Source organism: Blautia sp. MSK18_10, from assembly GCF_020553185.1.
GTDB classification, from domain to species: Bacteria; Bacillota; Clostridia; order Lachnospirales; family Lachnospiraceae; genus Blautia_A; species Blautia_A wexlerae.
On record NZ_JAJCGT010000002.1, the window covers coordinates 1 to 23,172 of the forward strand.

The window sequence follows — 23,172 nt, forward strand, 5'->3', positions numbered from 1 at the left end:
CTCTAAAGAGCAAACAGTAGTGGTGCCATGGATGCACCCTGAAAAAAGGCGGTATTCCGCCTTAATTCAGATGCTCTGGTAACTCAGTTACCGAGTAATTCACTGAGGACTTGATTGATGCTGTAAAATTAATCTTGAGCCGATGAGAAAGATTTCCGGTCAGGATAAATAAGAATTAGAAATTAAATACAGGAGAAAATAAATGGTAAAGCAAATCGTAAGAGACATTTTCTTTTTAGGCCAGCCATCCAAGCCAGCCACAAAAGCAGATATCCAGATTGGGAAGGATCTGCAGGACACACTGCAGGCGAACCGGGAACGGTGCGTTGGTATGGCTGCAAATATGATTGGTGTAAGGAAGAATATTATCATTGTGAATATGGGATTTATAGATGTTGTTATGTTTAACCCGGTGATTGTTTCAAAGCATGACATGTATGAGACGGAAGAAGGCTGTCTGTCTCTGGATGGTGTTCGTAAGACGACCAGATATCAGGAAATTGAAGTAGAATATTATGACTTCAACTGGAAAAAACAGCGGCAGAAGCTGTCTGGATGGACGGCACAGATCTGTCAACATGAAATTGATCATTTGTCTGGGAAGATCATATAATCGAATGCGGATTGCGAGGTGGCCGGTATGTTAAAGAATGTACTGATTGTGGTGGATGATATAGAAAAATCCATAGAATTTTATAGGGACTTATTTGGACTGCAAGTGATTCTTAAGAATGAAGGTAATGTGATCTTATCGGAGGGACTTGTTTTGCAGGATGCCGACATATGGGGGAAAACATTGAATGAAACTTCTACGCCGTTCAATAACATGATGGAATTGTATTTCGAGGATTTTGATATAGATGGATTGCTTGCGAAATATGAATCTGGTAAGTATTTCGTCCGATATGCCACCGAACTGACAGAACTTGCAGGTGGGCAGAAGCTTGTAAGACTATATGATCCCAGTGGTAATCTTATTGAGGTTCGCACTCCGTTCAGGTGCAATTAAAGGAGGGAATATGCAGATTTTGGTTGATGCAGATGCCTGTCCGGTAGTCAGTATCGTTGAAAGAGTTGCAAAAGAGCATAATCTTCCGGTAACGTTGTTGTGTGATACCAATCATGTGTTATCATCTGATTACAGTGAAGTGATCGTAGTTGGAGCCGGTGCAGATGCAGTGGATTGTAAACTGATCAGTATTTGTCATAAAGGCGATATTATTGTATCACAGGATTATGGAGTGGCGGCAATGGTATTAGGAAAAGGTGCTTATGCGATTCATCAGTCCGGGAAATGGTATACCAATGAAAATATTGACCAGATGCTTATGGAGCGTCACTTGAACAAGAAAGCACGAAGGGCATCCGGAAAGAATCATTTAAAAGGACCACGAAAACGAACAGCAGAAGATGATGAGCATTTCAGAGCGTCTTTTGAAAAAATGATACATATGGTAATGGATAAGGGGAAATAATCACAAACAGAACACAGGAGAATCGGGAGGTGTAGAATGATGGAAAAGAAAAGAACCTATATTGCAATCGATCTTAAGTCATTCTATGCGTCTGTGGAATGTAAAGAGCGAAATCGGGATCCTTTGACTACCAATCTTGTGGTTGCGGATAAAAGCAGAACAGAAAAAACAATCTGTCTTGCGGTATCTCCAGCCTTAAAGTGTTATGGGATACCCGGAAGGGCTCGTTTATTTGAGGTTGTTCAAAAAGTAAAAGAAACCAATAGTGCCCGCAGGTGGAAAGCGCCGAACAGAACTTTTATCGGAGCTTCTGATGACAGTACAGAATTAAATATCAATCCTGCACTGGAGATTGATTATATTGTTGCGCCTCCCCGGATGGCTCTCTATCTGGAATACAGCACTAGAATTTACAGCATTTATCTGAAATATATTGCACCTGAAGATATTTTCCCTTATTCGATCGACGAAGTATTTATGGATGTAACGGATTATCTGCATACCTATAATATGACAGCAAGAGAACTTGCAATGACCATGATACAAGATGTGCTGAAGACGACAGGTATAACGGCAACTGCCGGAATCGGAACAAATATGTATCTGTGTAAGATTGCGATGGATATCGTGGCGAAGCATATTAAAGCAGATAAAGATGGTGTACGAATTGCAGAATTGGATGAAATGTCCTACCGAAGAAAACTCTGGGGTCACAGACCACTTACTGATTTCTGGAGAGTCGGAAAGGGATATGCAAAGAAGCTGGAAGAATACGGGCTTTATACAATGGGTGATATTGCCAGATGTTCCATCGGTAAAGCAAATGAGTTATATAATGAAGACCTGTTATATAGGCTGTTTGGCGTTAATGCGGAGCTGCTGATCGACCATGCCTGGGGATATGAACCCTGTACCATGGAAATGGTCAAGGCTTACAAACCGGAAACGAACAGTGTTTGTTCCGGGCAGGTACTTCATTGTCCTTATGACTTTGAAAAAGCAAAATTAGTCGTCAAAGAGATGACGGACCAGATGGTTTTGGATTTGGTGGATAAGAAGCTTGTGACGGATCAGATTGTATTGACAGTTGGTTATGATATTGAGAATTTGAATAATACCGACAGGAAAAAGAAATATCATGGTGAGGTTACGATCGACCGTTATGGAAGAAGAATCCCGAAACACGCACATGGAACGACCAATCTGAAACGGCAGACTTCCTCAACAAAAATGATAACAGATGCAGTAATAGAGTTGTATGACAGGCTCGTTGACAGAAACCTGCTTATCAGAAGAATTAATATCACAGCGAACAGGCTTGTGGATGAAAATTCTGTAAAGAAAGAAGAAGTGTATGAGCAACTGGATCTTTTTACGGATTATGAGGCGCAAAGGAAAAAGAAGGAAGAGGAAGAAGCTACGCTGGATCGCGAAAAACGTATGCAGGAAGCAATGCTCAGTATCAAAAAGAAATTTGGGAAAAACGCTGTACTGAAAGGAATGAATCTTCAGGAAGGCGCAACCGCCAGGGACAGAAATGAACAAATTGGCGGACATAAGGCATAAAGGAGTTGGAAGAGGATGAAAAATAATTTTTATGATGATATCATCAATTTACCCCATCCGGTCTCTAAGAATCATCCGCAAATGCCACTTCAGGATCGGGCAGCGCAATTTGCTCCTTTTGCAGCCTTGACTGGACATGATGCTGCGATAAAAGAAACAGCAAGATTAACAGATGAAAGATTGGAACTGAGCGAGGAAGTGATTGCTCAGCTGAATGAAAAAATCAATATAATCAGAAATAATATCGGTATAGAACAGAATGTATCGATAACTTATTTTATTCCCGATGCAAAAAAAGCCGGCGGATTCTATGTTACGTACTCTGGTATTGTAAAAAAGGTAGACGAATATGAGCATACCATGATCATGACAGATCAAACGGTCATTCCAATTGAACAGATAAGCGGTATTAAATGTGAAGAGTGGTAAATGTAAAAACAGATACTCAGAAGCTCGCAGTTTTTTGGATGGCTTACCGGTGTTGGATCCGGAATGAGAATTGTTGGACCGGAAGATGTAAAGCAACAGTATAAAGTATATCTGCAAAGTGTACTTCGAAACTATTAGTTCTGGCAGCAGGAAAAAAATTATTCTGAAAGGTCAGAAAAAAGCTTTTCTATTATCGTATTACATGGTATACTGAATACCGAAATGAATGATATGCAAAATAGGATTTTATGCGTCAAGTGTTCGGTGAATGGGGAGTTGTCACTGAAACGAAAAGTGCGTCTTACGGTATATTATCCGCACCCGTTGCAAACAATATAAGAGGATATCTCATATTGTGTTAGGGAATGTTTTCGACATACATTCTATCACAATTGGAGATATCCTTTTTAATTTGGTCAAAAGGATAATCTCCATTTCAAAAATACAAAGGAGGTTATTTTTTAATGGTTGACAAAGTGAAAATTGAGCAGGCAGTCCGTCTGCTTCTGGAAGGTATCGGTGAAGATATCACGCGGGAAGGTCTGATTGATACTCCTGACAGGATTGCCCGCATGTGTGAAGAAATTTACGGAGGTCTTGGTCATGAAGCGGACCAGCATCTGTTAAAGCAGTTTCCTGTAGAAAATAATGAAATCGTACTGGAAAAAGACATCACCTTTTACTCCATGTGTGAGCATCACCTGATGCCTTTTTATGGAAAAGCTCATCTTGCATACATCCCCAACGGCAAAGTTACCGGTTTAAGCAAGCTGGCACGTACAGTAGATGTTTATTCCAGAAGACCACAGATTCAGGAACGGCTTACCGTTCAGATCGCAGATGCTTTGGAGCGTACTCTGGATCCAAAAGGAATTATGGTAATGCTGGAAGCGGAACATACCTGTATGACCATGCGCGGAATAAAGAAACCGGGAAGCAAAACGATCACTACTGTAACCCGTGGTGCGTTTACAGAAGATAAGGAACTGCAGAAAATGTTCCTTTCTATGGTAAAAGGATGAATAACAATTTTTCAGATATGGATCGTGTCAATCAGATCTGGAGGCACCCGGTTTATCAGGAACATTATAAAAAAATACAGGAACTTGAAAGTGAACGGATCTTCTGCCGTCATACGCCTGAACATTTTCTGGATGTTGCACGACTGATGTACATTTATGCACTGGAGGAACATCTGGAGCTGCCCAAAGAGCTTATCTATGCAGCAGCACTTCTGCATGATATCGGACGTGCACAGCAATATCAGTACAACATTCCCCATGATATTGCAGGAGTAGAAATCGCACGGGAAATTCTGACAGATCTGCACTTTACAGAACAGGAAAAAGAACTGATTCTGTCTTCTATTGGACATCACCGAAAAGGAGATTCCTGCAGTACGCTGGCAGCACTTCTTTATAAAGCGGATAAGCAGTCCAGAAATTGTTTTTTATGTTCCGCTGCTCCTGAATGCTATTGGTCTGATGATAAAAAAAATATGAAAATTGAATACTAATCTTCTTCATAAGCACAAAAGAAAGGATGGGCTCTGCTCATGAAAATTGGAAACCGTTTTTTTGATACTAAGAATCATACTTACATAATGGGAATTCTAAATGTTACCCCTGATTCCTTTTCTGACGGCGGCAAATGGAATCATATGGATGAAGCTTTGAAACATACAGAGGCAATGATTGCTGATGGTGCAGATATTATTGATATCGGAGGCGAATCTACACGTCCCGGTCATACTCCTGTCAGTGCTGATGAGGAAGCACAGAGAGTTCTTCCTGTTATTGAAGCGGTCAAAAAACATTTTGACATTCCTGTTTCTGTAGATACTTTTAAGAGCAGTGTTGCTGAAAGCTCTATCCAGGCAGGAGCTGACCTGGTTAATGATATCTGGGGATTAAAATATGATCCGAAAATGGCAGCTGTGATCGCAAAATATGATGTGGCCTGTTGTCTGATGCACAACAAATCTAATACAGAATATCAAAATTTTATTATTGATATGCTCGCTGAAACACAGGAATGTGTTAATCTTGCAAGACAGGCTGGAATTAAAGATGAAAAAATCATGCTTGATCCGGGAATTGGTTTTGGAAAAACATTTGAAATGAATCTGGAAGCAATGAATCACCTGGAGCTTTTTCAGAATCTGGGACTTCCGGTTCTCCTTGGTACATCCCGTAAATCCATGATTGGACTGGCACTGGATCTTCCTGTAGATCAGCGCGTGGAGGGGACTTTGGCTACCAGTGTAATTGGCGTAATGAAGGGATGCTCTTTTGTCCGTGTCCACGATGTTAAAGAAAACAAGCGTGTGATCCAGATGACAGAAGCAATCCTGGGACGCAGATAAATTACTGGCACAAAACAGATGGTAAATATAAATAACATACAGAAAGGATTTGCTGTTATGGATGAGACCAGATTAGATAAAATAGAAATTAAAGAGTTGGAGGTTTTTGCAAACCATGGTGTATATCCCGAAGAAAATGTTCTGGGACAGAAGTTTGTTATTTCTGCTACACTTTTTACCAGAACACGTCTGGCGGGATTAACCGATGAGTTGTCTGCTTCCATAAACTATGGCGAAGTCAGCCATATGATCACTGATTTCACTAGAAAACATACTTATAAACTTCTGGAATCTCTTGCAGAGAATCTTGCAGAAATGCTTCTTTGCTCTCTTTCCGGACTTGAAAAAATCACTCTGAAGATCGAAAAGCCCTGGGCACCGGTTGGTCTTCCTCTGAAAACCGTATCTGTGGAAATTACACGGAAATGGCATACTGCTTACATTGCTTTTGGCTCTAATATGGGTGATAAAAAGATGTATATAGACAATGGAATCCGTGGTCTGGCAGAGACAAAAGGATGCCGTATAGAGGCAATTTCCGATTATCTTATTACAGAACCTTACGGAGTTACTGATCAGGATGAATTTTTAAATGGAGTTCTGAAAATGCGGACACTTCTTACTCCTGGAGAATTGCTTGTGCGACTGCATCAGTTAGAACAGGAGGCAAACAGGGAACGTATCATTCACTGGGGACCAAGGACACTGGATTTGGATATCCTGTTTTATGATCAAGAAATTATTGATATGCCAGATCTTCATATTCCTCATATTGATCTGCACAACCGCGATTTCGTTCTTGTACCAATGAATCAGATTGCTCCGTATCTGCGACATCCTGTGTTAAATCAGACTATTTCGCAGCTTCTGGACAGCCTTCTGAACAAATCTGAAAATACTGCAAAATAAAGTGAACAGTAACCAGTAACGATATTTTGTTGAATGTTCCATTGATATTTACTTTGCCATTTTTTACAAACAGTGCTATGATATATTCAATGGAAATTCTATAAAAGAGAAAACACCTACAGGAGGGCAAAAAATTATGAGAATCAGACGCGAAGAACACATGGCAGGTGGAAATGGTCACGTAATCATCAAAGAAATCCTTGATGCAGAACAGTTGAATGGTAAATGTGGACTGTATGCACAGGTAACCCTGGAGCCGGGATGTTCACTGGGATATCATGAACATCATGGAGAAAGTGAAACCTATTATATTTTACAGGGACAGGGCGAATACAATGACAACGGTACCTATCGTCCGGTAAAAGCCGGAGATATTACATTCACACCGGACAATCATGGACATGCACTTGCAAATACAGGAAATACAGATCTGGTTTTTATGGCTCTGATCATTAAAGACTGATATAAAAGCAGCAGCACATATTTCTTATGGAAATAATGACTGCTGTTTTTATTACCAGGACAGACAGATTATAATAAGAAACAGTATAAATCAGGTATCATTTTCACAATCATTCAAATGGAGAATCAAACTATGTACAGAAAAACAGCAAAGAAGTTACTGAAATTCATAGAGAAAAGCCCCACTGCATTTCAGGCAGTGACGGAGATGACCAAAAGGCTTGACAAAGAAGGCTTTGAAGAATTGAAAGAGGAGGATCACTGGAAGCTTAAAAAAGGCGGAAATTATTATGTGACCAGAAATCATTCTGCGATCATAGCTTTTTCCATTCCGCAGAAGCCTGTGTGGAAGTTTCATATTATGGCAAGCCACAGTGATTCCCCTTCCCTTAAGATCAAGGAGAATCCTGAAATAGAGGTGGAGAATGCTTATATCAAACTGAATGTGGAGCGTTACGGTGGAATGATTCTGTCTCCGTGGTTTGACAGACCTCTGTCGGTAGCAGGAAGGCTGATTGTCCGCCAGGATGGAAAAATCAGAGAGAAGATGGTGGCTGTGGACAGAGATCTGCTGGTCATTCCCAATCTTGCCATTCATATGAACAGGGAAGTAAATGACGGATATAAATATAATGTGCAGAAGGATATGCTGCCTCTTTTCAGCGGTAAGGAAGGAAAGGGTAGATTTATGGAAACTGTGGCTGAGGCCGCAGAAGTAAAGACAGAAGATATTCTGGGACATGATCTGTTTCTTTATGACAGAACTCCGGGTACTCTGTGGGGAGTAAATGAGGAATTTGTCTCTGCACCCAGACTGGATGATCTGCAGTGTGCATTCTCTTCTATGGAGGGATTCCTGCAGGGAAATCGTGAAGAAAGCATTTCTGTACATTGTGTGCTGGATAATGAAGAAGTGGGAAGCAGTACAAGACAGGGCGCTGCTTCCACATTCCTTAAGGATACTCTGATGCGGATCAATATGGGACTGGGACGTACTCAGGAGGAATACTATATGGCACTTGCAGACAGCTTTATGATCTCTGCAGATAATGCCCATGCCCTCCATCCAAACCATACAGATAAGACAGATCCGGTAAATCGTCCGGTGCTGAATGAGGGAATCGTGATCAAGTACAATGCAAACCAGAAATATTGTACAGACGGAGTGTCCGCTGCAATTTTCAAGGATATCTGTGACAGGGCAAAGGTGCCGTACCAGACCTTTGTGAACCGTTCGGATATGGCAGGCGGATCCACGCTGGGAAATATTTCCAATACCCAGGTTCCTGTGAAAACAGTGGATATCGGTCTGGCACAGCTTGCCATGCACTCTGTATATGAAACCACAGGTGCGAAAGATACAGAGAGCCTGGTTAAGGCAGCGACAGTATTTTTTGCATAGCTTGTCGGCACACTGGAAGATAAACGTAAATATAAAAATCAGGAGATAAGAAAGTGAACAGAAAAGCAGTGTTTTTTGATGCAGACGGAACACTCTGCGATATGGAAAAGGGTGTACCCCAGAGCACAAAGGAGGCATTGAAGAAATTAAGAGAAAACGGTCATGACGCATGGCTTTGCACAGGCAGGAGCAGGGCCTTTGTTTCCTGGTATCTGGAAGAGCTTCCATTTACCGGTATGATCAGTGCCTGCGGGGCTACCATTGAAAAAGATGGAGAACGTCTTTTTAATAAAGAGATGCCCCCGGAAGTTGCAAAAAAATCAGTGGAAATCCTGCGCAGATATGGTCTGGTCCCGGTTATGGAAGGTGCAGATTTCATGTATTATGATAAGGATGAATATAATACAGATGTGAACTGGTATACGGATCTGATCACAGAATCTTTAGGATCTAAATGGCGTCCCATCAGGGGAAATGAAGATTGTATGCGCATTAATAAGATCAGTGCCAAAATGATAAAAGGCTGTGATGCAGAAGCTGCCTGCAGGGAACTGAGTGAGTATTATGACATTATCCGTCATGAGAGTGGTTCAGGGATTGCGGGAACCACCATTGAACTTGTCCCAAAGGGCTTTAACAAGGCAGTGGGGATCTCGGCAGTGTGCAGACTCTTTGATATTCCATGGGAGGATACGATCGTGTTTGGAGACAGCAATAATGATCTCGCCATGTTTGAATATGCGGCGGTGAAGGTTGCCATGGGAAATGGTTCGGAGAAAATAAAAGCTCTGGCTGATCATATTACACAGGATATGTTCCATTATGGAATCAGAAACGGACTGGAATATCTGAAGCTGATATAAACATAAAAAGCCTGGGCTCAGATCAGTCCCAGGCTTTTGCATATATAGAGCCAGATTGTCATGGTAAAGGAGCTTAACAGAGTGGTAGTCATAACCACACCGGAAGTAAAATCGCCGTCATAATCCATGTTTTTGGCCATGATATAACAGCTTACAGTAGTGGCAGAGCCAAGCATGATAATGATCGCAACCAGCATATCATGGGAAAATCCCAGAAGCACAGCCAGTGGAAGAAATACAGCTTCATATCCCACAAGCTTCAGAAAGCTACATGCGATCAGTGGTTTCGGCCTTGCGAATGCCTTGCCGAATTTCAGTGCGCCACCCATGGCCATCAGCCCAAGAGGAGTCGCTGTTTTTCCGAGATTATCTACGGCAGTATTCAGAATTGTTGGCATTGGCAGATGAAGCAGCGACCATACCATACCTGTCAGGATACCAAGGATAATAGGGTTCGTGGCGATTCCTTTCAGGGTTCGGATAAGCTTTGCGGTATCAAGTTTACCGCCGCCGGGAGCGAACAGTGACAGTGTTATAACTGCCATCACATTATAAAGCGGCACACTTCCGATGATCATAAGCGGTGCCATTCCTGCGTTTCCGTAAAGATTCTGGATAATTGCAATTCCAAGGATCGCAGCGCTGCTCCGGTAAGAAGCCTGGATAAATTCGCCCTGGATATTTCGCGGTTTCAGCAGATAGGAAAGTCCTGTGGAAATTCCGATACTGATCAGTGTGACAAAGAAGCAGAACAATACAAATTTCGTATTCCACACACTGTAGAAATCTGACTTTGCAATATCCAGAAACAAAAGCGCAGGCAGAGCTGCATTAAATACGAACTTATTCAGACGGCTGACAAAGGTGTCATCAAAGAGTCCGATCTTCCGAAAAAAGAGCCCGAGCATCAGGGTGAGAAAAATCGGGATTGTAGCATTAAGACAGAAAATAAGATTCTCCATTTTCATAAATCCTTTCAAAAAAATGATTTCTGTACAAAAAGTACGGTTCATAAGGTGACTGCTATATCACAATAACACCATGATTATAAACGTTTGACAGGAATTGTCAAATTCCGATTTCTGTGTTATTCTGAAAAAAATAGTTGCTGTTCAGTATGCCTTGCAGATTGCGGGAATGATTTTTCAGACACGCTCTAAGAGCAGAGTGAACAATAATAAAATTGCAGACAGTGGAGTGGTGGATCATGAAGTATGGAAAGATAAGGATAGAAGATGGATTTCTGGTTTTTACCAGACATATGATGATAAACAATCTTCCATGTAAAGACATTGTATGGGCATATATGCGAAAAGAGGGAGCAGATGAAGGTGATGACAGACAGCTGAGTGTAAATTATCTTGTAATTGTTACCAGACGTAAGAAGAGATACAAGTTCGATATGACAGAAAAAGAGATTCATGAGTGTATCCGCATTCTTAAGATATTAAACCCGGATATGGCAACAGGTTTCCCGAAGGGCGGCAGGATATCTCTTCATAGTCTGCCGAATACCAGAGATCTGGGTGCGATCGTTACAGCTGATGACAGACACATCCTGCCGAGGAGGCTTCTGAGAAGCGGGGAACTTTATCACATTTCAGAGAGCGATAAGAACAGACTCAGAGAAGAATACAATCTGAAGACGGTGATCGACCTGCGTTCGGCAGAAGAGAGAAAATGTAAACCGGATACTATTATAGCAGAAGTAGAATACTACCATGTACCGGTTGTGGATGAGGATGTGCAGGTTATCAGCAACAGAGAACAGTTTGTGAAAATGCTTGCAGGACTCCCGGATGATATGGAAGAATATATGATCAGACAGTACAGGAATTTATGCATGGATCAGCTGGTGTTGAAACAGTATGCGAAGTTTATCGATATTCTTTTCAGGCAGGAAAAAGGTGCTGTTTTGTGGCATTGCGGAACTGGAAAGGACCGTACAGGGATCGGGACTGCTTTTCTGCTCAGTCTGCTGGGGGTGGAGGAAGATGTGATATATGAAGACTATCTGCGCACAAACCGTTATATGGAGCCCAAACTGGTATATATGCAGAGACTTGTACAGACCTGGCCGGAGGCAGATGAGAAAATGACCGAGAAGCTTCCAATTATATATAATGTAAAAGAGGAGTATCTGGCTGCTGTTTTTGAAACAGTGAAAAAGACTTATGGTTCTATGGAAAAGTTTTTCCAGACCGTATTTTATCTGAAACCGAAAATGATCGAAGAGTTCAGAAATAAATATCTGATATAGGCAGTTGATTTGATGTTTTTACAAAAGTTATCATAGAGATACTATTCACTGGTAATATCCCGCGAAGCGTGTTGCTGGGAACGAAGTGAACAGTAACGTCACAGAAAGACATTTGTTTTTGTGCGAAAAATTTATTGACAAAATCACGATTATTGATATAATGGTAACCATACGAGCTATTTATTATATTAACGTGGTGAAAATGTACACGTTGAAAGCAGGTGGGACATGCAGAAGAGAGTATTATCCCTGTTAGTAGATAATACTGCAGGTGTAACAACCAGAGTATCTGGATTATTCAGCCGCAGAGGCTATAACATCGACAGCATTACCGGAGGTGTAACAGCGGACGAGCGTTTTTCCAGAATTACCGTTGTGTGCAGCGGGGATGAACTGATTCTGGAGCAGATCACGAATCAGCTTGCCAAGCTTGTAGATGTAAGAGATATTAAGATCCTGGAGCCGGACAACAGCGTATGCCATGAATTAATGATGATCAAGGTGGCTGCGAAACCGGAGCAGAGACAGGGACTCATTTCCATAGCGGATGTTTTCCATGCGAAAGTTGCAGACGTAAGTGTGGATTCCATGATATTGGAGATGACAGGCAACCATAATAAATTGGAAGCATTTCTTGAGCTGATGGGTGATTACGAGATTCTCGAACTTGCACGTACAGGAATGACCGGTTTATCAAGAGGTTCGCAGGATGTAACCTATTTCTGATGAAAGACCGGAAGGCTTTTCGGAATGCAGAAAATGGAAGAATATCTCAGAAACAGTACATATTATAGTTTGCTAGGGGAGCATCCCTTAACGATAAATTTTTTTACGATTAGCAGGAGGAAAATAAAATGGCTAACAAGATTTTTTATCAGGAAGATTGTAATTTAAGCTTACTGGATGGTAAAAAAATTGCAATTATTGGATACGGAAGCCAGGGACATGCACATGCTCTGAACTTAAAGGATTCCGGATGTGATGTCATTATCGGTCTTTATGAAGGCAGCAAATCCTGGAAGAGAGCTGAAGAGCAGGGCTTTAAGGTATATACAGCAGCTGAAGCAGCTAAACAGGCAGATATCATCATGATTCTTATCAATGATGAATTACAGGCTAAACTTTACAAAGAATCCATCGAGCCAAACCTTGAAGAAGGCAACATGTTAATGTTTGCTCATGGTTTCAATATCCATTTCGGATGCATCAAACCACCAAAGAATGTTGATGTTACAATGATCGCTCCTAAAGCACCTGGTCACACAGTAAGAAGTGAGTATCAGGCTGGAAAAGGAACACCTTGTCTTATCGCTGTAGAGCAGGATTACACAGGAAAAGCTCAGGATCTTGCACTGGCATATGGTCTTGGAATCGGCGGAGCAAGAGCTGGTCTTCTTGAAACTACATTCCGTGTAGAGACAGAGACAGACCTCTTTGGTGAGCAGGCTGTACTTTGCGGTGGTGTTTGCGCACTTATGCAGGCAGGTTTCGAAACACTTGTTGAAGCTGGTTATGATCCAAGAAATGCATACTTTGAATGTATTCATGAAATGAAGCTGATCGTAGACCTGATTTATCAGTCAGGATTCGCAGGAATGAGATATTCTATCTCCAACACTGCTGAATATGGTGATTACATCACAGGACCTAAGATCATCACAGAAGATACAAAGAAAGCTATGAAGAAAATTCTTTCTGATATCCAGGATGGTACATTTGCAAAAGACTTCTTACTTGATATGTCTGATGCAGGTGCACAGGTTCACTTCAAAGCTATGAGAAAGAAAGCTTCCGAGCATCAGTCTGAGAAAGTTGGCGAAGAAATTCGTAAACTTTACAGCTGGAATGGTGAAGACAAACTCATCAACAACTAATCTGAATATGATTAAATTAAAATCCCCTGCTGAATGGCAGGGGATTTTTTATGTTATAGGAAATTACTCCGTAATGTTCCTATAACATAAAAAAGCCCTCCGGGCAGGATCGCACTGCGACGGAGAGGAATTATGTCGCTGAAGCGACCCGCCGCAGGCGGAGAATCCTGCAAGCAGGATTCTTTCTTGCATGTACTGACTCAATGATGGTTGTTTGTTTTGTATTATGCAATTCTTAAGATTATGCATAATATAACAAGATGCAAATCAATCTCAGCATTTTATAATTCGACAATCTGTCCTTTTTCTACGTCATATCTGCAGTACTTACCATTTCCGGAAATAAATGGCTGATATGTATCTGTCCTGTTATCTTTAAGATATACAATTCCGGTAGCGATCATCTCCACTAATGAAAAGCGTTCGCTGAGACTGGAAATCCACTTATATGTTTTGTTCTTAGATGAACTTGCCATAACCATATTGTAGGCATGTCCGTCTTCGGTGGCTTCCAGAGAAAAATATACTTTCTCTGCCTTATCAGGAGCATCAAAGACCTGACTTGTAATATAGGAAGAAAAATTGGTGCTTACAAAATTTCGGAAAGATTTTATATCATAAGTAATTCCGGATACTTCGTCTGTGATTTTATCTCCGCGTTCCAGACGTGTTTTAATAATCTTTAGTACCTCTACAGTCCAGTTGATAAAAGAGATACTACTGTAATTCATACTTTCCATCAACTGTTCGATCAGTTTGCGTGACAGGATATTGGAGCGTATTGCCTCATCATAAAGTTCTTTGTTCATGACATTTTCCCTCTTTTTTGATTATTTGTAACTATTCAGCAGTCTACTATCCCGCGAGGTGTTTTGGCATGAACATGCCAAAATCCCGAGACATACAAGTCAAAATCCCATCGCCGAAGGCGATTTTTAATGGATTTTGACTCGTAACTGTGAAGGTACTGAACAGTTACGATTATTTTATGTTTGTTATAGTGTTTCCGCACATTTCTATGTTATACTGATTATAAATCTGTTTGTTGTAAAATGCAACAAAAAACGGACGAATAAATAAAAATATTTGTGAACAGTAACGAATGTATTGTTGCCTGTATTTTTGTTTCTCGGAAGGATAATGAGATATAAGGAAAATTGAGGAGGATAAAATGGAGATAGAAGAAGAGTTTATTTCGGGATTTTGCAGAACATGTAATGGAGGGCAGACTGTCTGCTGCGAATATACGATGGAAGGAGATAAAAGAACCCTCACATTTATGGATTGTGCACATGACAGATGTGTGAATTATGCTGCCTGTGAAATCTACAAACAGGCACATGAAATGGAACGATAAGAATATGTGAGGGTGTACGAAAAGCAGTGAACTGCGAAATGTATTGCTGAGAACGGAGGGGATAGTAACCCGCAAATGCTGTAATTATCGGATTAACCGGAGTTAGAATCAAACATATATGAAAAATAGGCATCTTTGAATGCAGAATAGTTATTTCTGGAAATAGGGACAGAGGAAATGCCGGTAGTGACCATAGTTCTTGTGAACTGTTTTATGTGCGACAGGTTTACAATATAGCTTCGGTGACATTTAAAGAATCCTTTTGCCGGAGTAAAGACCCCTTCACACTTTGCAAATAATTCGCGGATTTTTAAAGTAGTTCCATTTGAAAGGCAGACCAGAACCTGTTTATTCTGAGCTTCCAGATAATCTACATCATTGAGCGTAATTGAGCAGAATCCGTCTGTAGTATGTGCGATGAAAGTTTCCGCCGGAACATGATAGGTTTTAAAAAAATCATCCATAACAGAAAAAAGTTTCAGAGTATTTACTGGTTTTAAAAGATAATGAAAAGCTTTTACATCATAGGAATCCAGGGCAAATTCTCTGGAAGAAGTCAGAAAAATCACAGGAACAGTCAGTCCCATGCTGCGTATTTCTCTTGCTGTATCTATGCCGTTTAATAATGGCATGATGATGTCGAGAAAGATCAGATCTACCGGAATTGTCCGGAGAGCTGTTAACAGATCATCACCGTTGGAATATGGATACAGGGTAAGTGAAAAATCATTTTTTTCCGCCCAGTGAGTCAGAAGTGAACTTAATTCCCGGGTAAAGAGTATTTCATCATCACAAATTGCAATATTCATAATTTTTATCAAAACCTTTCTGTGAATAAATGTATGTATTGTATCCGGCAGTGAAAATCCTGTGTCAGATGATGATTCGCAGGACAAAGCAATGGTCCACGATAGAAAAATGACACTGTCCATGCAATTGTTCCACATAATAAATAATACTCCTGACACCGATTCCATGCCCGTTTCTGGTAGAAACCGGAACTCCATCTACAAATGCCGGAATTTTTTCTACGGGATTTTCCAGTTGGAACAGAATGTGATTCTTTTTCTGTGAAAGAGTAAGCCGGGCCCATTTTGAAGGTGATTCCAGCTGCTCCAGTGCATGCATGGAGTTTTCCAGCGCATTGGACAGGATTGTACAGAGGGACAGATCGGAGCATGGAAGTTCTTTTCCTGTAGAAACATTGCATATAAGAGACAATCCTCTGTCTGCGAAACGGGAATGATAAATGGAAAGCACAGAGTTCAGCATTTCATTTCCGGAATAGGCGGCGATGATCGTATCGTCATATGCAGAATTAATTTCATGGATGTATTCCTGTGCTTTATCCGGATGTCCGTTTTGCAGCTGGGTCAGAATAATACTCAGATGGTGGCGCATATCATGCCGCAGGATCGCCAGTCTCTGGCTGCTGATCTTTACCTGTTCAATTTCGTTTTGCATGGATTGAAGCTGCATTTCACGAAGATTGCTGTATTGCGTTATCTCCTGTTTATTCTCATATTCCTGAAAGTAGATGATGAGAAATACCAGGTAGGCAATGCAGAATGCAAATCCCATGAACTCAACAACTGCTTTATTTCCGGAATAAAGTAAAGTTGAAAACTTGGTGGAAGCATAATCAAAAACGTAATATACAAATGGCAGGAAACCGATGATGGAAAGCTCACGTGCATTTTTTGTAAAAATTGTTTTTGTAGATCGAAATACATATCGATAAAGAAGGACAAAAGTTAAGGTTGTTGTTAAGATCCGCACAGAATAATAACACCACTGTAATCCTGTTATTGCCAAAGCGAATAATCCGGTCCAGTTGCTTATCTGGCAACACAGATAGGCAGAAAAGACAGAAACAGCGGAAGAAATCAGAGGATACTTATAATGAACGGAGAGGAATAAAACCAATGGAAAATGTACGATCAGAGGATAGGACATATTTGCAAGAGTTTCCCCAAATAATGCCAGATCAATTACATATAACAGTCCCTGCCCTGAAAATAACAGAAACATAGTCAGGATATTTTTTCTGATCGGTTTGATCCCAAGAAAAAATGCAGAACAGTAAATTCCAAAGAGCATGGTAGTGACACCATGAACAGCAGATAAAATCTGTTCAGACATAACAGCACCTCCGTCTGATAAGGATTAATAAAATTTATCATCAAAATGTTGTATATATATCAAGTATAAAAGATTTCAAATTTAAAGACAACCTTTTTCCATACCATTCACACCATATAATTACTGTTCGCGTGAAAGAGAAAACATGTTGTTGTTCTGTGTTATAATCAGTCTATAAAGGAATATCGAAAAAAATTACGAGGAAGGAGATGAAAGAGAGAGCATATTTAACGATATACCGGCGCTGGATGAAAAAAGAAAAACAGAAGAAAAACAGACCTGATGGAAAAGTACCATGCAGGTCTGTTTTTATATCATTCTTTCCTGTTTTTACTTATTTACATCAATATAACTGTACAATGTATATTTGGAGATTCCGAAATAATTTGCAACCTTATCTCCGGATTTGGTAATAAGGAAAGCACCTGCATCATTTAAGAACTGAATAGCAGTAACCTTATCCTCCTTATTCATTAAAGGAACAGGTTTGCCTACCAGAGCTACAGATTCTTCGATCAGATGATCAAGAAGATCATTGACATTATGAGTGATCTCTTTGGGCTTCTCTTCCTTATTTTCCGGAGTGACAAGAGAATGAAGGGCAGATTCGATCATAGTAAGCTTGGTAATGTCATAATTGATTCCGAAAACATAATGAAGGGTACCATCGTCATCATGAATGTAGGAAGTGCTGCACTTCAGGATCTTGCCGTCTGCTGTTTTCATCAGATAACCGGTATGGTCTTCGGGGGTTGCTCCTTTTTCCTGATTGCGGATCGCATCAAAAACAGCATTGGATGGTCCGTCTCCGATATCTCTGTTTGTAACATGACCATTTACGATGTAGACGATGGAATGTTCCGGCTCCGAAGTTTTCAGATCATGGATTACTACTTCACAGTCAGGTCCGAACTGGGAAGCAAGATCAGCAGCGATTTGTTTTAACACAGTAAGTCGTCCCATTTGATTTCCTCCTATTAATATAACTTTTAAACGGATCATAACCGAATCAGGCAGGGGCTTCTATAGTCTGAGCAGTAACAGTCATTCGATTATGAGCATGTAGTAAAGCGGATAAATTTATCCGTCAAAACGTTCAGTGCAGATATACGGAAACTGCACATTTTTTATATTCTATCATAAAAAAAAGGAAATAAAAAGAGCCTAAAAAAAATAAATGTGAATACCTTAAAAAATTTGTGATTATAATCATAAATCATTGAAGTGATATAGGAATCGTGGTATATTTTAAACATGAGAATTGCGATAAGTTAGAGCGTGTCTGAAAAAGGCTTTCTGCAAGATGTGCGTCACAATTTGTGGGATATTTTGCCCGGATGAGGGCGCCGTAGTGGGCTACGGCAACTGAATTCGGGTGAAATATCCCGCAAAGTGGGGCGTTCAGATTGTGGGAATGATTTTTCAGACACGCTCTAGGGGTAAAATACTTTTTGTCCTTAACTTATAATAAAGAAAGGGGTGTCAGAAACAGTGAAAACTTTACTGAAGAATGGTACAGTAGTATCGGGGGATATGTCTGTCAGAGAAGATGTTCTTATAGATGGAGAGAAGATTGTAAAAGTAGGCCGGAATCTGGAAGCAGAGGATGCACAGGTAGTTGATGTAAACGGTAAGCTGCTTTTTCCGGGATTTATAGACGGACATACACATTTTGACCTGGAAGTGGCAGGAACAGTGACGGCAGATGATTTTGAAACAGGAACAAGAGCTGCCATTGCAGGAGGAACAACTCTGGTAATCGATTATGCGTCTCAGGATAAAGGTGGTCATACGCTGAAGGAAGGTCTTGAGAAGTGGCATAAGAAAGCAGATGGGAAATGTTCCTGTGATTATTCTTTCCATATGTCTGTTGTGGAATGGAATGAGGAAACTGAGAGAGAAATACAGGATATGATCAATGAAGGGATTACCAGTTTTAAGCTTTACATGACTTATCCGGCAATGATTGTAGATGACGGTGACCTTTATAAGATTATTAAGAAATTAAATGAATATGGATGTTTTGCAGGGGTACATTGTGAGAATGCAGGGGCAATCGATGCGTTGATCGCAGAAGCCAAAAAAGAGGGACGTCTGGGACCTGAGAATCACCCGTTGGTGCGTCCGGATATTATGGAGGCAGAGGCAGTTCACCGCCTTCTTGTGATCGCAGATGCAGCAGATGCTCCTGTAATGGTAGTACATCTTACCAACCGGAAAGCATTTGAAGAAGTGATGCGTGCCAGAATGAACGGACAAAAGGTATATGCGGAAACCTGTCCGCAGTATCTGCTTCTGGATGACAGTGTATATTCAAAACCGGATTTTGAAGGTGCCAAATACGTGTGTGCACCTCCAATCCGTAAGAAAGCAGATCAGGACTGCCTGTGGAAAGCACTGGCGAATGATCAGATCCAGACGGTTGCAACTGACCAGTGCAGCTTTACAATGGAGCAGAAAGCTCTTGGTAAAGATGATTTCACGAAGATTCCGGGAGGGCTGCCGGGAGTACAGACGAGAGGAACTCTGCTTTATACATACGGTGTACGCACAGGCAGGATCACGCAGGAACAGATGTGCCGTCTGTTAAGTGAGAATGCAGCTAAACTTTACGGAGTGTATCCCAATAAGGGCGTGATACGTGAGGGAAGTGATGCAGATATTGTTGTATTTGATCCTGAGAAGGAAAGCGTTATCTCTGCAAAGACACATCTGTATCATACGGATAATAATCCATATGAGGGATTTAAGCTTCATGGAGATATTGACAGCGTATATTTAAGAGGAGCTCATGTGGTGCAGGATGGAAAAGTAATTCTGGAGAAAACAGGAAAATATATTAAACGCGGTAAGAATCAGATGTAAAATATATATTTTATGGAATTGCTGTAATCAGGTAAGTCCTCTAGCGAAGAGTAATAAGCAGTGAATATAAAGAATAACAAGAGGTGACAGAAAATGAAACATGAAGTAAATGCAATGGGAAAACAGTGCCCGATTCCGGTAGTGATGACAAAGAAGGTTATTGATAATGCGGCAGTCGGTGATGAGATTGAAATTCTGATCGATAATGAAACCGCAGTGAATAATCTGAGCAGACTTGCAAATAAAACAGGCTGTACGTTTGTATCTGAAAAACTGGGAGACAAAAAGTATCAGGTGAAGATGGCAGTAAAGACTGAACAGACAGGTGGTACCTTGGAAGAAGAGGAATTTGTCTGCGAAGCACCGCATAAAAAAGTGACGGTAGCGGTAATCTCCTCAAATGTTATGGGAAATGGTGATGATGAACTGGGAAAGATTTTGATCAAAGGATTTATCTATGCCCTTTCTCAGATGGAAACACATCCGGATACAATCCTTTTCTATAATGGAGGTGCAAAACTTACAACAGAAGACTCTGAAAGTCTGGAAGATCTGAAAAAGATGGAAGAAGAGGGCGTGGAAATCCTGACCTGCGGTACCTGCCTGAAGCATTATGGACTGATGGAGAAACTGATGGTTGGAAAAGTTACCGATATGTATACGATTGCAGAGCGTATGACAGGTGCAGATAAGGTGATTCGTCCGTAAGAAAATGAAGGCCATCATATCTGAGAAAAAAGACAGATATGATGGTATTTTGAACTTTTATTGCAATTTCTGTTCTCTGATATTGTGGTATCTGGCATATCCGGTAAGAATCAGAGTCAGGGCACCATCGCCTGTTACGTTACAGGCTGTCCCAAAACTGTCCTGAAGGGCAAAGATAGTCAGCATCAGAGCTGTAGCAGAATCGCCGAATTTCAGGATACCGGTGATAATACCGAGAGATGCCATAACAGTGCCTCCCGGTACACCCGGAGCACCAATGGCAAAAATTCCAAGCAGGACACAGAAAAGAACCATGGCCCCCGGCGCAGGAACTGCACCATAAAGAATTTTGGAGATTGCCATACAGAAGAATACTTCTGTGAGGACAGAACCACAGAGATGAATATTGGCAAACAGCGGAATACCAAAATCTACCAGATCCTTTCGGAGAGGTTTTGCCCTGTGTGCGCATTGGAGGGCGACCGGCAGTGTGGCAGCAGATGACATGGTACCTATGGCTGTGAGGTAGGCGGGACCATAATGTTTCACAACTTTCAGAGGATTTTCTCTGGAATAAATTCCTGCAAGTATATATAGAAGAGCTATCCAGATAAAATGTCCGATCAGAACAATGACGATTACCTGAAGGAATACAGGAAGCTGTCTGGTGATTGTTCCTTCGTATGCCAGTGAACAGAAAGTCAGTCCGATGAAGTATGGGAGAATCGGAATAATGACTCTTGATACAATAGCCAGTATGATCTTCTGGAATTCTTCAAGAAAAGAAGAAATCAGACTGGCTTTTGTCCATGCAGATGCAAGTCCCAGCATAATGGCCAGTACAAGTGCACTCATGACAGGCATTATCTGTGGAATGGAAAGTTCAAAAACTACATCCGGCAAAGCTTTGAGATGACTGGCAGTGGAGCTGAAGGATAAATGTGGGATCAGCAGGTATCCGGATAATGCAGAGAATAAAGCAGCTCCCAGTGAGGAAGCATAAGCAATACTGACTGCAACACCTAACATTCTGGAAGCATTGTTTCCGAGTCTGGTAATAGATGGTGCGATAAATCCAATGATGATCAGCGGAACAGAAAAGCTGATCAGCTGACCAAGAATATACTTCGATGTTACAACCACATTCAGTACTGCAGTCGTAATGGCAGATTCATCTATTATATTAAGAAGAAGTCCGATACAGATTCCAAAAGCCACGCCGACAAGCAGTCTGAAGGGCAGACTGTGTAGAAAAAAGTTTTTTTTCATAATAATCCCCCTTTTTCTGTCAATTATAATATATAATGATGTCATGGTCAAAAGGTATTTTATATCGAAACAGGAGAGAGTTATGTACAGAAAAATTTATCAAATTTTGGAAGAAACAGGAAAAGTAAAAACAGCAATGGTTTTAAACGGGAATCATAAGGGCGAAAAATGTCTGATAAAAGAAAACCATTGTTTATCATCCGATGAAAATACAGCAGATTTCTGGAAAAAATATGAAGCTGATCTGGCGGAGTGCCAGGAGACAAAAGTTGTTCATATGGGAGATGTAGATTTCTTTGTGGAAATTTATGTGAAAAATCCGCAGCTTATCATTTTTGGAGGCGGACATGTTTCGCAGCCTGTTGCAAAAATCGGAAAAATGCTGGGATTTCATGTGACTGTTATGGATGACAGAGAAGATTTTGTGACTTCAGAGAGATTTCCGGATGCCGATCGGCTGATCAAAGGCAGCTATGATAAACTTTCAGACAAAATACCGGCCTATGAAAATGCTTATTATGTGATCGTGACAAGAGGTCATCTCGGAGACAGTGCCTGTGCCAGACAGATCCTGAGACGCCCTTATACTTATCTGGGAATGATCGGCAGTAAAAATAAGGTAAAACTGACCAGAGAAAAATTACTCGGAGAAGGTTTCAGCGAAGAACAGCTCAACAGTATCCATGCACCGATTGGATTGCCGATCGGAGGACATATGCCGGCAGAGATTGCTGTAAGTATTGCTGCGGAGATCGTTCAGGAAAAGAACAGGTATGATGTTTCTTATATTGATGGAGCTGTGGAGGATGCTGTCAGGAAAAAAGAAAATGGAATTATGATCACGATCATATCCAAGAGTGGTTCTTCTCCAAGAGGGACAGGAAGTAAAATGTTTATTGATAAAGACGGGAATTCATATGGAAGCATCGGAGGCGGAAATGTAGAATTTCAGGCTTTGAAATATGCACCAGAAGCGCAGCATGGTGAAATCAGAAAATATAATCTGTCTAACCAGGGCGGTGCGAATCTGGGAATGATCTGTGGCGGCGAGGTGGAAGTCCTTTATGAATTGTTGTAGATAAACACAGAACCTACAGCGTTACTGTTCACATATCACTATCCTGCGAGGTGTTTTGGCATGAATATGCCAAAATCCCGAGACATACAAGCCAAAATTCCATTGCCACAGGCAATCTGGAATGAATTTTGGCTACGTTACTGAGAAC

The 23,172-nt window shown here is 40.9% G+C and carries 25 protein-coding genes, 2 pseudogenes and 1 riboswitch; of the genes and pseudogenes, 20 read left to right on the plus strand and 7 right to left on the minus strand.

The annotated features are described in order from the left end of the window. Positions 1-202: 202 nt before the first annotated feature. The 12 genes from LI074_RS01130 to LI074_RS01185 all read left to right on the plus strand — a co-directional run bounded on the left by LI074_RS01130 (position 203) and on the right by LI074_RS01185 (position 9,471). On the plus strand, positions 203-613 hold the full coding sequence (locus LI074_RS01130; RefSeq protein WP_026648565.1) for a peptide deformylase: 411 nt from the start codon (positions 203-205) through the stop codon (positions 611-613). 27 nt (positions 614-640) lie between these two features. After that, complete coding sequence (locus LI074_RS01135; protein WP_020993716.1) at positions 641-1,009, plus strand: VOC family protein; 369 nt, start codon at positions 641-643, stop codon at positions 1,007-1,009. Between the two features lie 10 nt (positions 1,010-1,019). Next, complete coding sequence (locus LI074_RS01140; RefSeq protein WP_173697702.1) at positions 1,020-1,475, plus strand: YaiI/YqxD family protein; 456 nt, start codon at positions 1,020-1,022, stop codon at positions 1,473-1,475. Positions 1,476-1,514: 39 nt separating this feature from the next. Next, positions 1,515-3,041, plus strand: a complete 1,527-nt coding sequence (locus LI074_RS01145; RefSeq protein WP_173697768.1) for a Y-family DNA polymerase — start codon at positions 1,515-1,517, stop codon at positions 3,039-3,041. 15 nt (positions 3,042-3,056) lie between these two features. Then, positions 3,057-3,470 (plus strand): hypothetical protein, encoded by a 414-nt coding sequence (locus LI074_RS01150; RefSeq protein ID WP_173697703.1) that lies wholly within the window; start codon positions 3,057-3,059, stop codon positions 3,468-3,470. Between the two features lie 232 nt (positions 3,471-3,702). Beyond that, positions 3,703-3,799: riboswitch (THF riboswitch) on the plus strand. Between the two features lie 135 nt (positions 3,800-3,934). Continuing rightward, complete coding sequence (gene folE, locus LI074_RS01155; protein ID WP_173697704.1) at positions 3,935-4,492, plus strand: GTP cyclohydrolase I FolE; 558 nt, start codon at positions 3,935-3,937, stop codon at positions 4,490-4,492. After that, complete coding sequence (locus LI074_RS01160; RefSeq protein ID WP_226840099.1) at positions 4,489-4,986, plus strand: HD domain-containing protein; 498 nt, start codon at positions 4,489-4,491, stop codon at positions 4,984-4,986. Before folE ends, LI074_RS01160 begins: the two co-directional genes overlap by 4 nt. Before the next feature lie 39 nt (positions 4,987-5,025). Continuing rightward, positions 5,026-5,835 (plus strand): dihydropteroate synthase, encoded by an 810-nt coding sequence (gene folP / locus LI074_RS01165; RefSeq protein ID WP_173697705.1) that lies wholly within the window; start codon positions 5,026-5,028, stop codon positions 5,833-5,835. Between the two features lie 57 nt (positions 5,836-5,892). After that, on the plus strand, positions 5,893-6,744 hold the full coding sequence (gene folK / locus LI074_RS01170) for a 2-amino-4-hydroxy-6-hydroxymethyldihydropteridine diphosphokinase (RefSeq protein WP_118633910.1): 852 nt from the start codon (positions 5,893-5,895) through the stop codon (positions 6,742-6,744). Positions 6,745-6,880: 136 nt separating this feature from the next. Beyond that, positions 6,881-7,207, plus strand: a complete 327-nt coding sequence (locus LI074_RS01175) for a cupin domain-containing protein (RefSeq protein ID WP_022381443.1) — start codon at positions 6,881-6,883, stop codon at positions 7,205-7,207. A gap of 132 nt (positions 7,208-7,339) precedes the next feature. Then, positions 7,340-8,608, plus strand: a complete 1,269-nt coding sequence (locus LI074_RS01180; protein ID WP_173697706.1) for a M18 family aminopeptidase — start codon at positions 7,340-7,342, stop codon at positions 8,606-8,608. A 53-nt stretch (positions 8,609-8,661) separates the two neighbouring features. Continuing rightward, positions 8,662-9,471, plus strand: a complete 810-nt coding sequence (locus LI074_RS01185; RefSeq protein WP_025580980.1) for an HAD family hydrolase — start codon at positions 8,662-8,664, stop codon at positions 9,469-9,471. Between the two features lie 17 nt (positions 9,472-9,488). Here LI074_RS01185 and LI074_RS01190 read toward each other — a convergent pair whose 3' ends face one another. After that, positions 9,489-10,433: an AEC family transporter gene (locus tag LI074_RS01190; RefSeq protein ID WP_020993719.1), complete on the minus strand. Its 945-nt coding sequence runs from the start codon at positions 10,431-10,433 to the stop codon at positions 9,489-9,491. Positions 10,434-10,678: 245 nt separating this feature from the next. On the opposite strand from LI074_RS01190, the gene LI074_RS01195 reads away from it, so the two are divergent. The 3 genes from LI074_RS01195 (at position 10,679) to ilvC (ending at position 13,605) form a co-directional block, all read left to right on the plus strand. Further along, a complete protein-coding gene (locus LI074_RS01195; RefSeq protein ID WP_020993720.1) occupies positions 10,679-11,731 on the plus strand; it encodes a tyrosine-protein phosphatase in 1,053 nt (350 codons plus the stop codon). 228 nt (positions 11,732-11,959) lie between these two features. Further along, positions 11,960-12,457, plus strand: a complete 498-nt coding sequence (ilvN, locus tag LI074_RS01200; RefSeq protein ID WP_008704845.1) for an acetolactate synthase small subunit — start codon at positions 11,960-11,962, stop codon at positions 12,455-12,457. A 128-nt stretch (positions 12,458-12,585) separates the two neighbouring features. Beyond that, on the plus strand, positions 12,586-13,605 hold the full coding sequence (ilvC, locus tag LI074_RS01205) for a ketol-acid reductoisomerase (protein WP_008704844.1): 1,020 nt from the start codon (positions 12,586-12,588) through the stop codon (positions 13,603-13,605). Positions 13,606-13,886: 281 nt separating this feature from the next. On the opposite strand, the gene LI074_RS01210 is transcribed toward ilvC, so the two are convergent. After that, the gene (locus LI074_RS01210; protein WP_173697707.1) at positions 13,887-14,414 is read right to left on the minus strand and encodes a hypothetical protein; all 528 of its coding nucleotides are present in this window, start codon (positions 14,412-14,414) and stop codon (positions 13,887-13,889) included. Between the two features lie 362 nt (positions 14,415-14,776). On the opposite strand from LI074_RS01210, the gene LI074_RS01215 reads away from it, so the two are divergent. Beyond that, positions 14,777-14,962: a hypothetical protein gene (locus tag LI074_RS01215; RefSeq protein WP_008704840.1), complete on the plus strand. Its 186-nt coding sequence runs from the start codon at positions 14,777-14,779 to the stop codon at positions 14,960-14,962. Between the two features lie 92 nt (positions 14,963-15,054). Here LI074_RS01215 and LI074_RS01220 read toward each other — a convergent pair whose 3' ends face one another. From LI074_RS01220 to LI074_RS17660, 4 genes and pseudogenes are all read right to left on the minus strand, one after another. Further along, entirely contained in the window at positions 15,055-15,771 is a 717-nt protein-coding gene (locus LI074_RS01220) for a LytR/AlgR family response regulator transcription factor (protein WP_173697708.1), read from the minus strand. Positions 15,772-15,835: 64 nt separating this feature from the next. After that, positions 15,836-17,104 (minus strand): sensor histidine kinase, encoded by a 1,269-nt coding sequence (locus LI074_RS01225; RefSeq protein ID WP_173697709.1) that lies wholly within the window; start codon positions 17,102-17,104, stop codon positions 15,836-15,838. Between the two features lie 330 nt (positions 17,105-17,434). Continuing rightward, positions 17,435-18,067, minus strand: a complete 633-nt coding sequence (locus LI074_RS01230) for a helix-turn-helix transcriptional regulator (RefSeq protein WP_020993722.1) — start codon at positions 18,065-18,067, stop codon at positions 17,435-17,437. 253 nt (positions 18,068-18,320) lie between these two features. Continuing rightward, positions 18,321-18,470: pseudogene (locus LI074_RS17660) on the minus strand (DUF6783 domain-containing protein); the annotation flags it as partial. Between LI074_RS17660 and LI074_RS17665 the strand changes: the two are divergent. From LI074_RS17665 to yedF, 3 genes and pseudogenes are all read left to right on the plus strand, one after another. After that, positions 18,408-18,572, plus strand: a pseudogene (locus LI074_RS17665) (DUF6783 domain-containing protein). The pseudogenes LI074_RS17660 and LI074_RS17665 sit on opposite strands and share 63 nt — an antisense overlap. 23 nt (positions 18,573-18,595) lie before the next feature. Continuing rightward, positions 18,596-19,969: a dihydropyrimidinase gene (hydA, locus tag LI074_RS01235; RefSeq protein ID WP_161275967.1), complete on the plus strand. Its 1,374-nt coding sequence runs from the start codon at positions 18,596-18,598 to the stop codon at positions 19,967-19,969. A gap of 93 nt (positions 19,970-20,062) precedes the next feature. Next, the gene (gene yedF / locus LI074_RS01240; protein ID WP_022381449.1) at positions 20,063-20,677 is read left to right on the plus strand and encodes a sulfurtransferase-like selenium metabolism protein YedF; all 615 of its coding nucleotides are present in this window, start codon (positions 20,063-20,065) and stop codon (positions 20,675-20,677) included. Between the two features lie 57 nt (positions 20,678-20,734). Here the strand turns inward: yedF and LI074_RS01245 are convergent, their stop codons facing one another. Beyond that, positions 20,735-21,946, minus strand: a complete 1,212-nt coding sequence (locus LI074_RS01245) for a dicarboxylate/amino acid:cation symporter (protein WP_022381450.1) — start codon at positions 21,944-21,946, stop codon at positions 20,735-20,737. A gap of 82 nt (positions 21,947-22,028) precedes the next feature. On the opposite strand from LI074_RS01245, the gene LI074_RS01250 reads away from it, so the two are divergent. Continuing rightward, positions 22,029-23,024 carry an XdhC family protein gene (locus LI074_RS01250; RefSeq protein ID WP_008704827.1) on the plus strand — a complete coding sequence of 332 codons (996 nt, stop codon included), beginning with the start codon at positions 22,029-22,031 and terminating at the stop codon, positions 23,022-23,024. Positions 23,025-23,172: the final 148 nt, after the last annotated feature.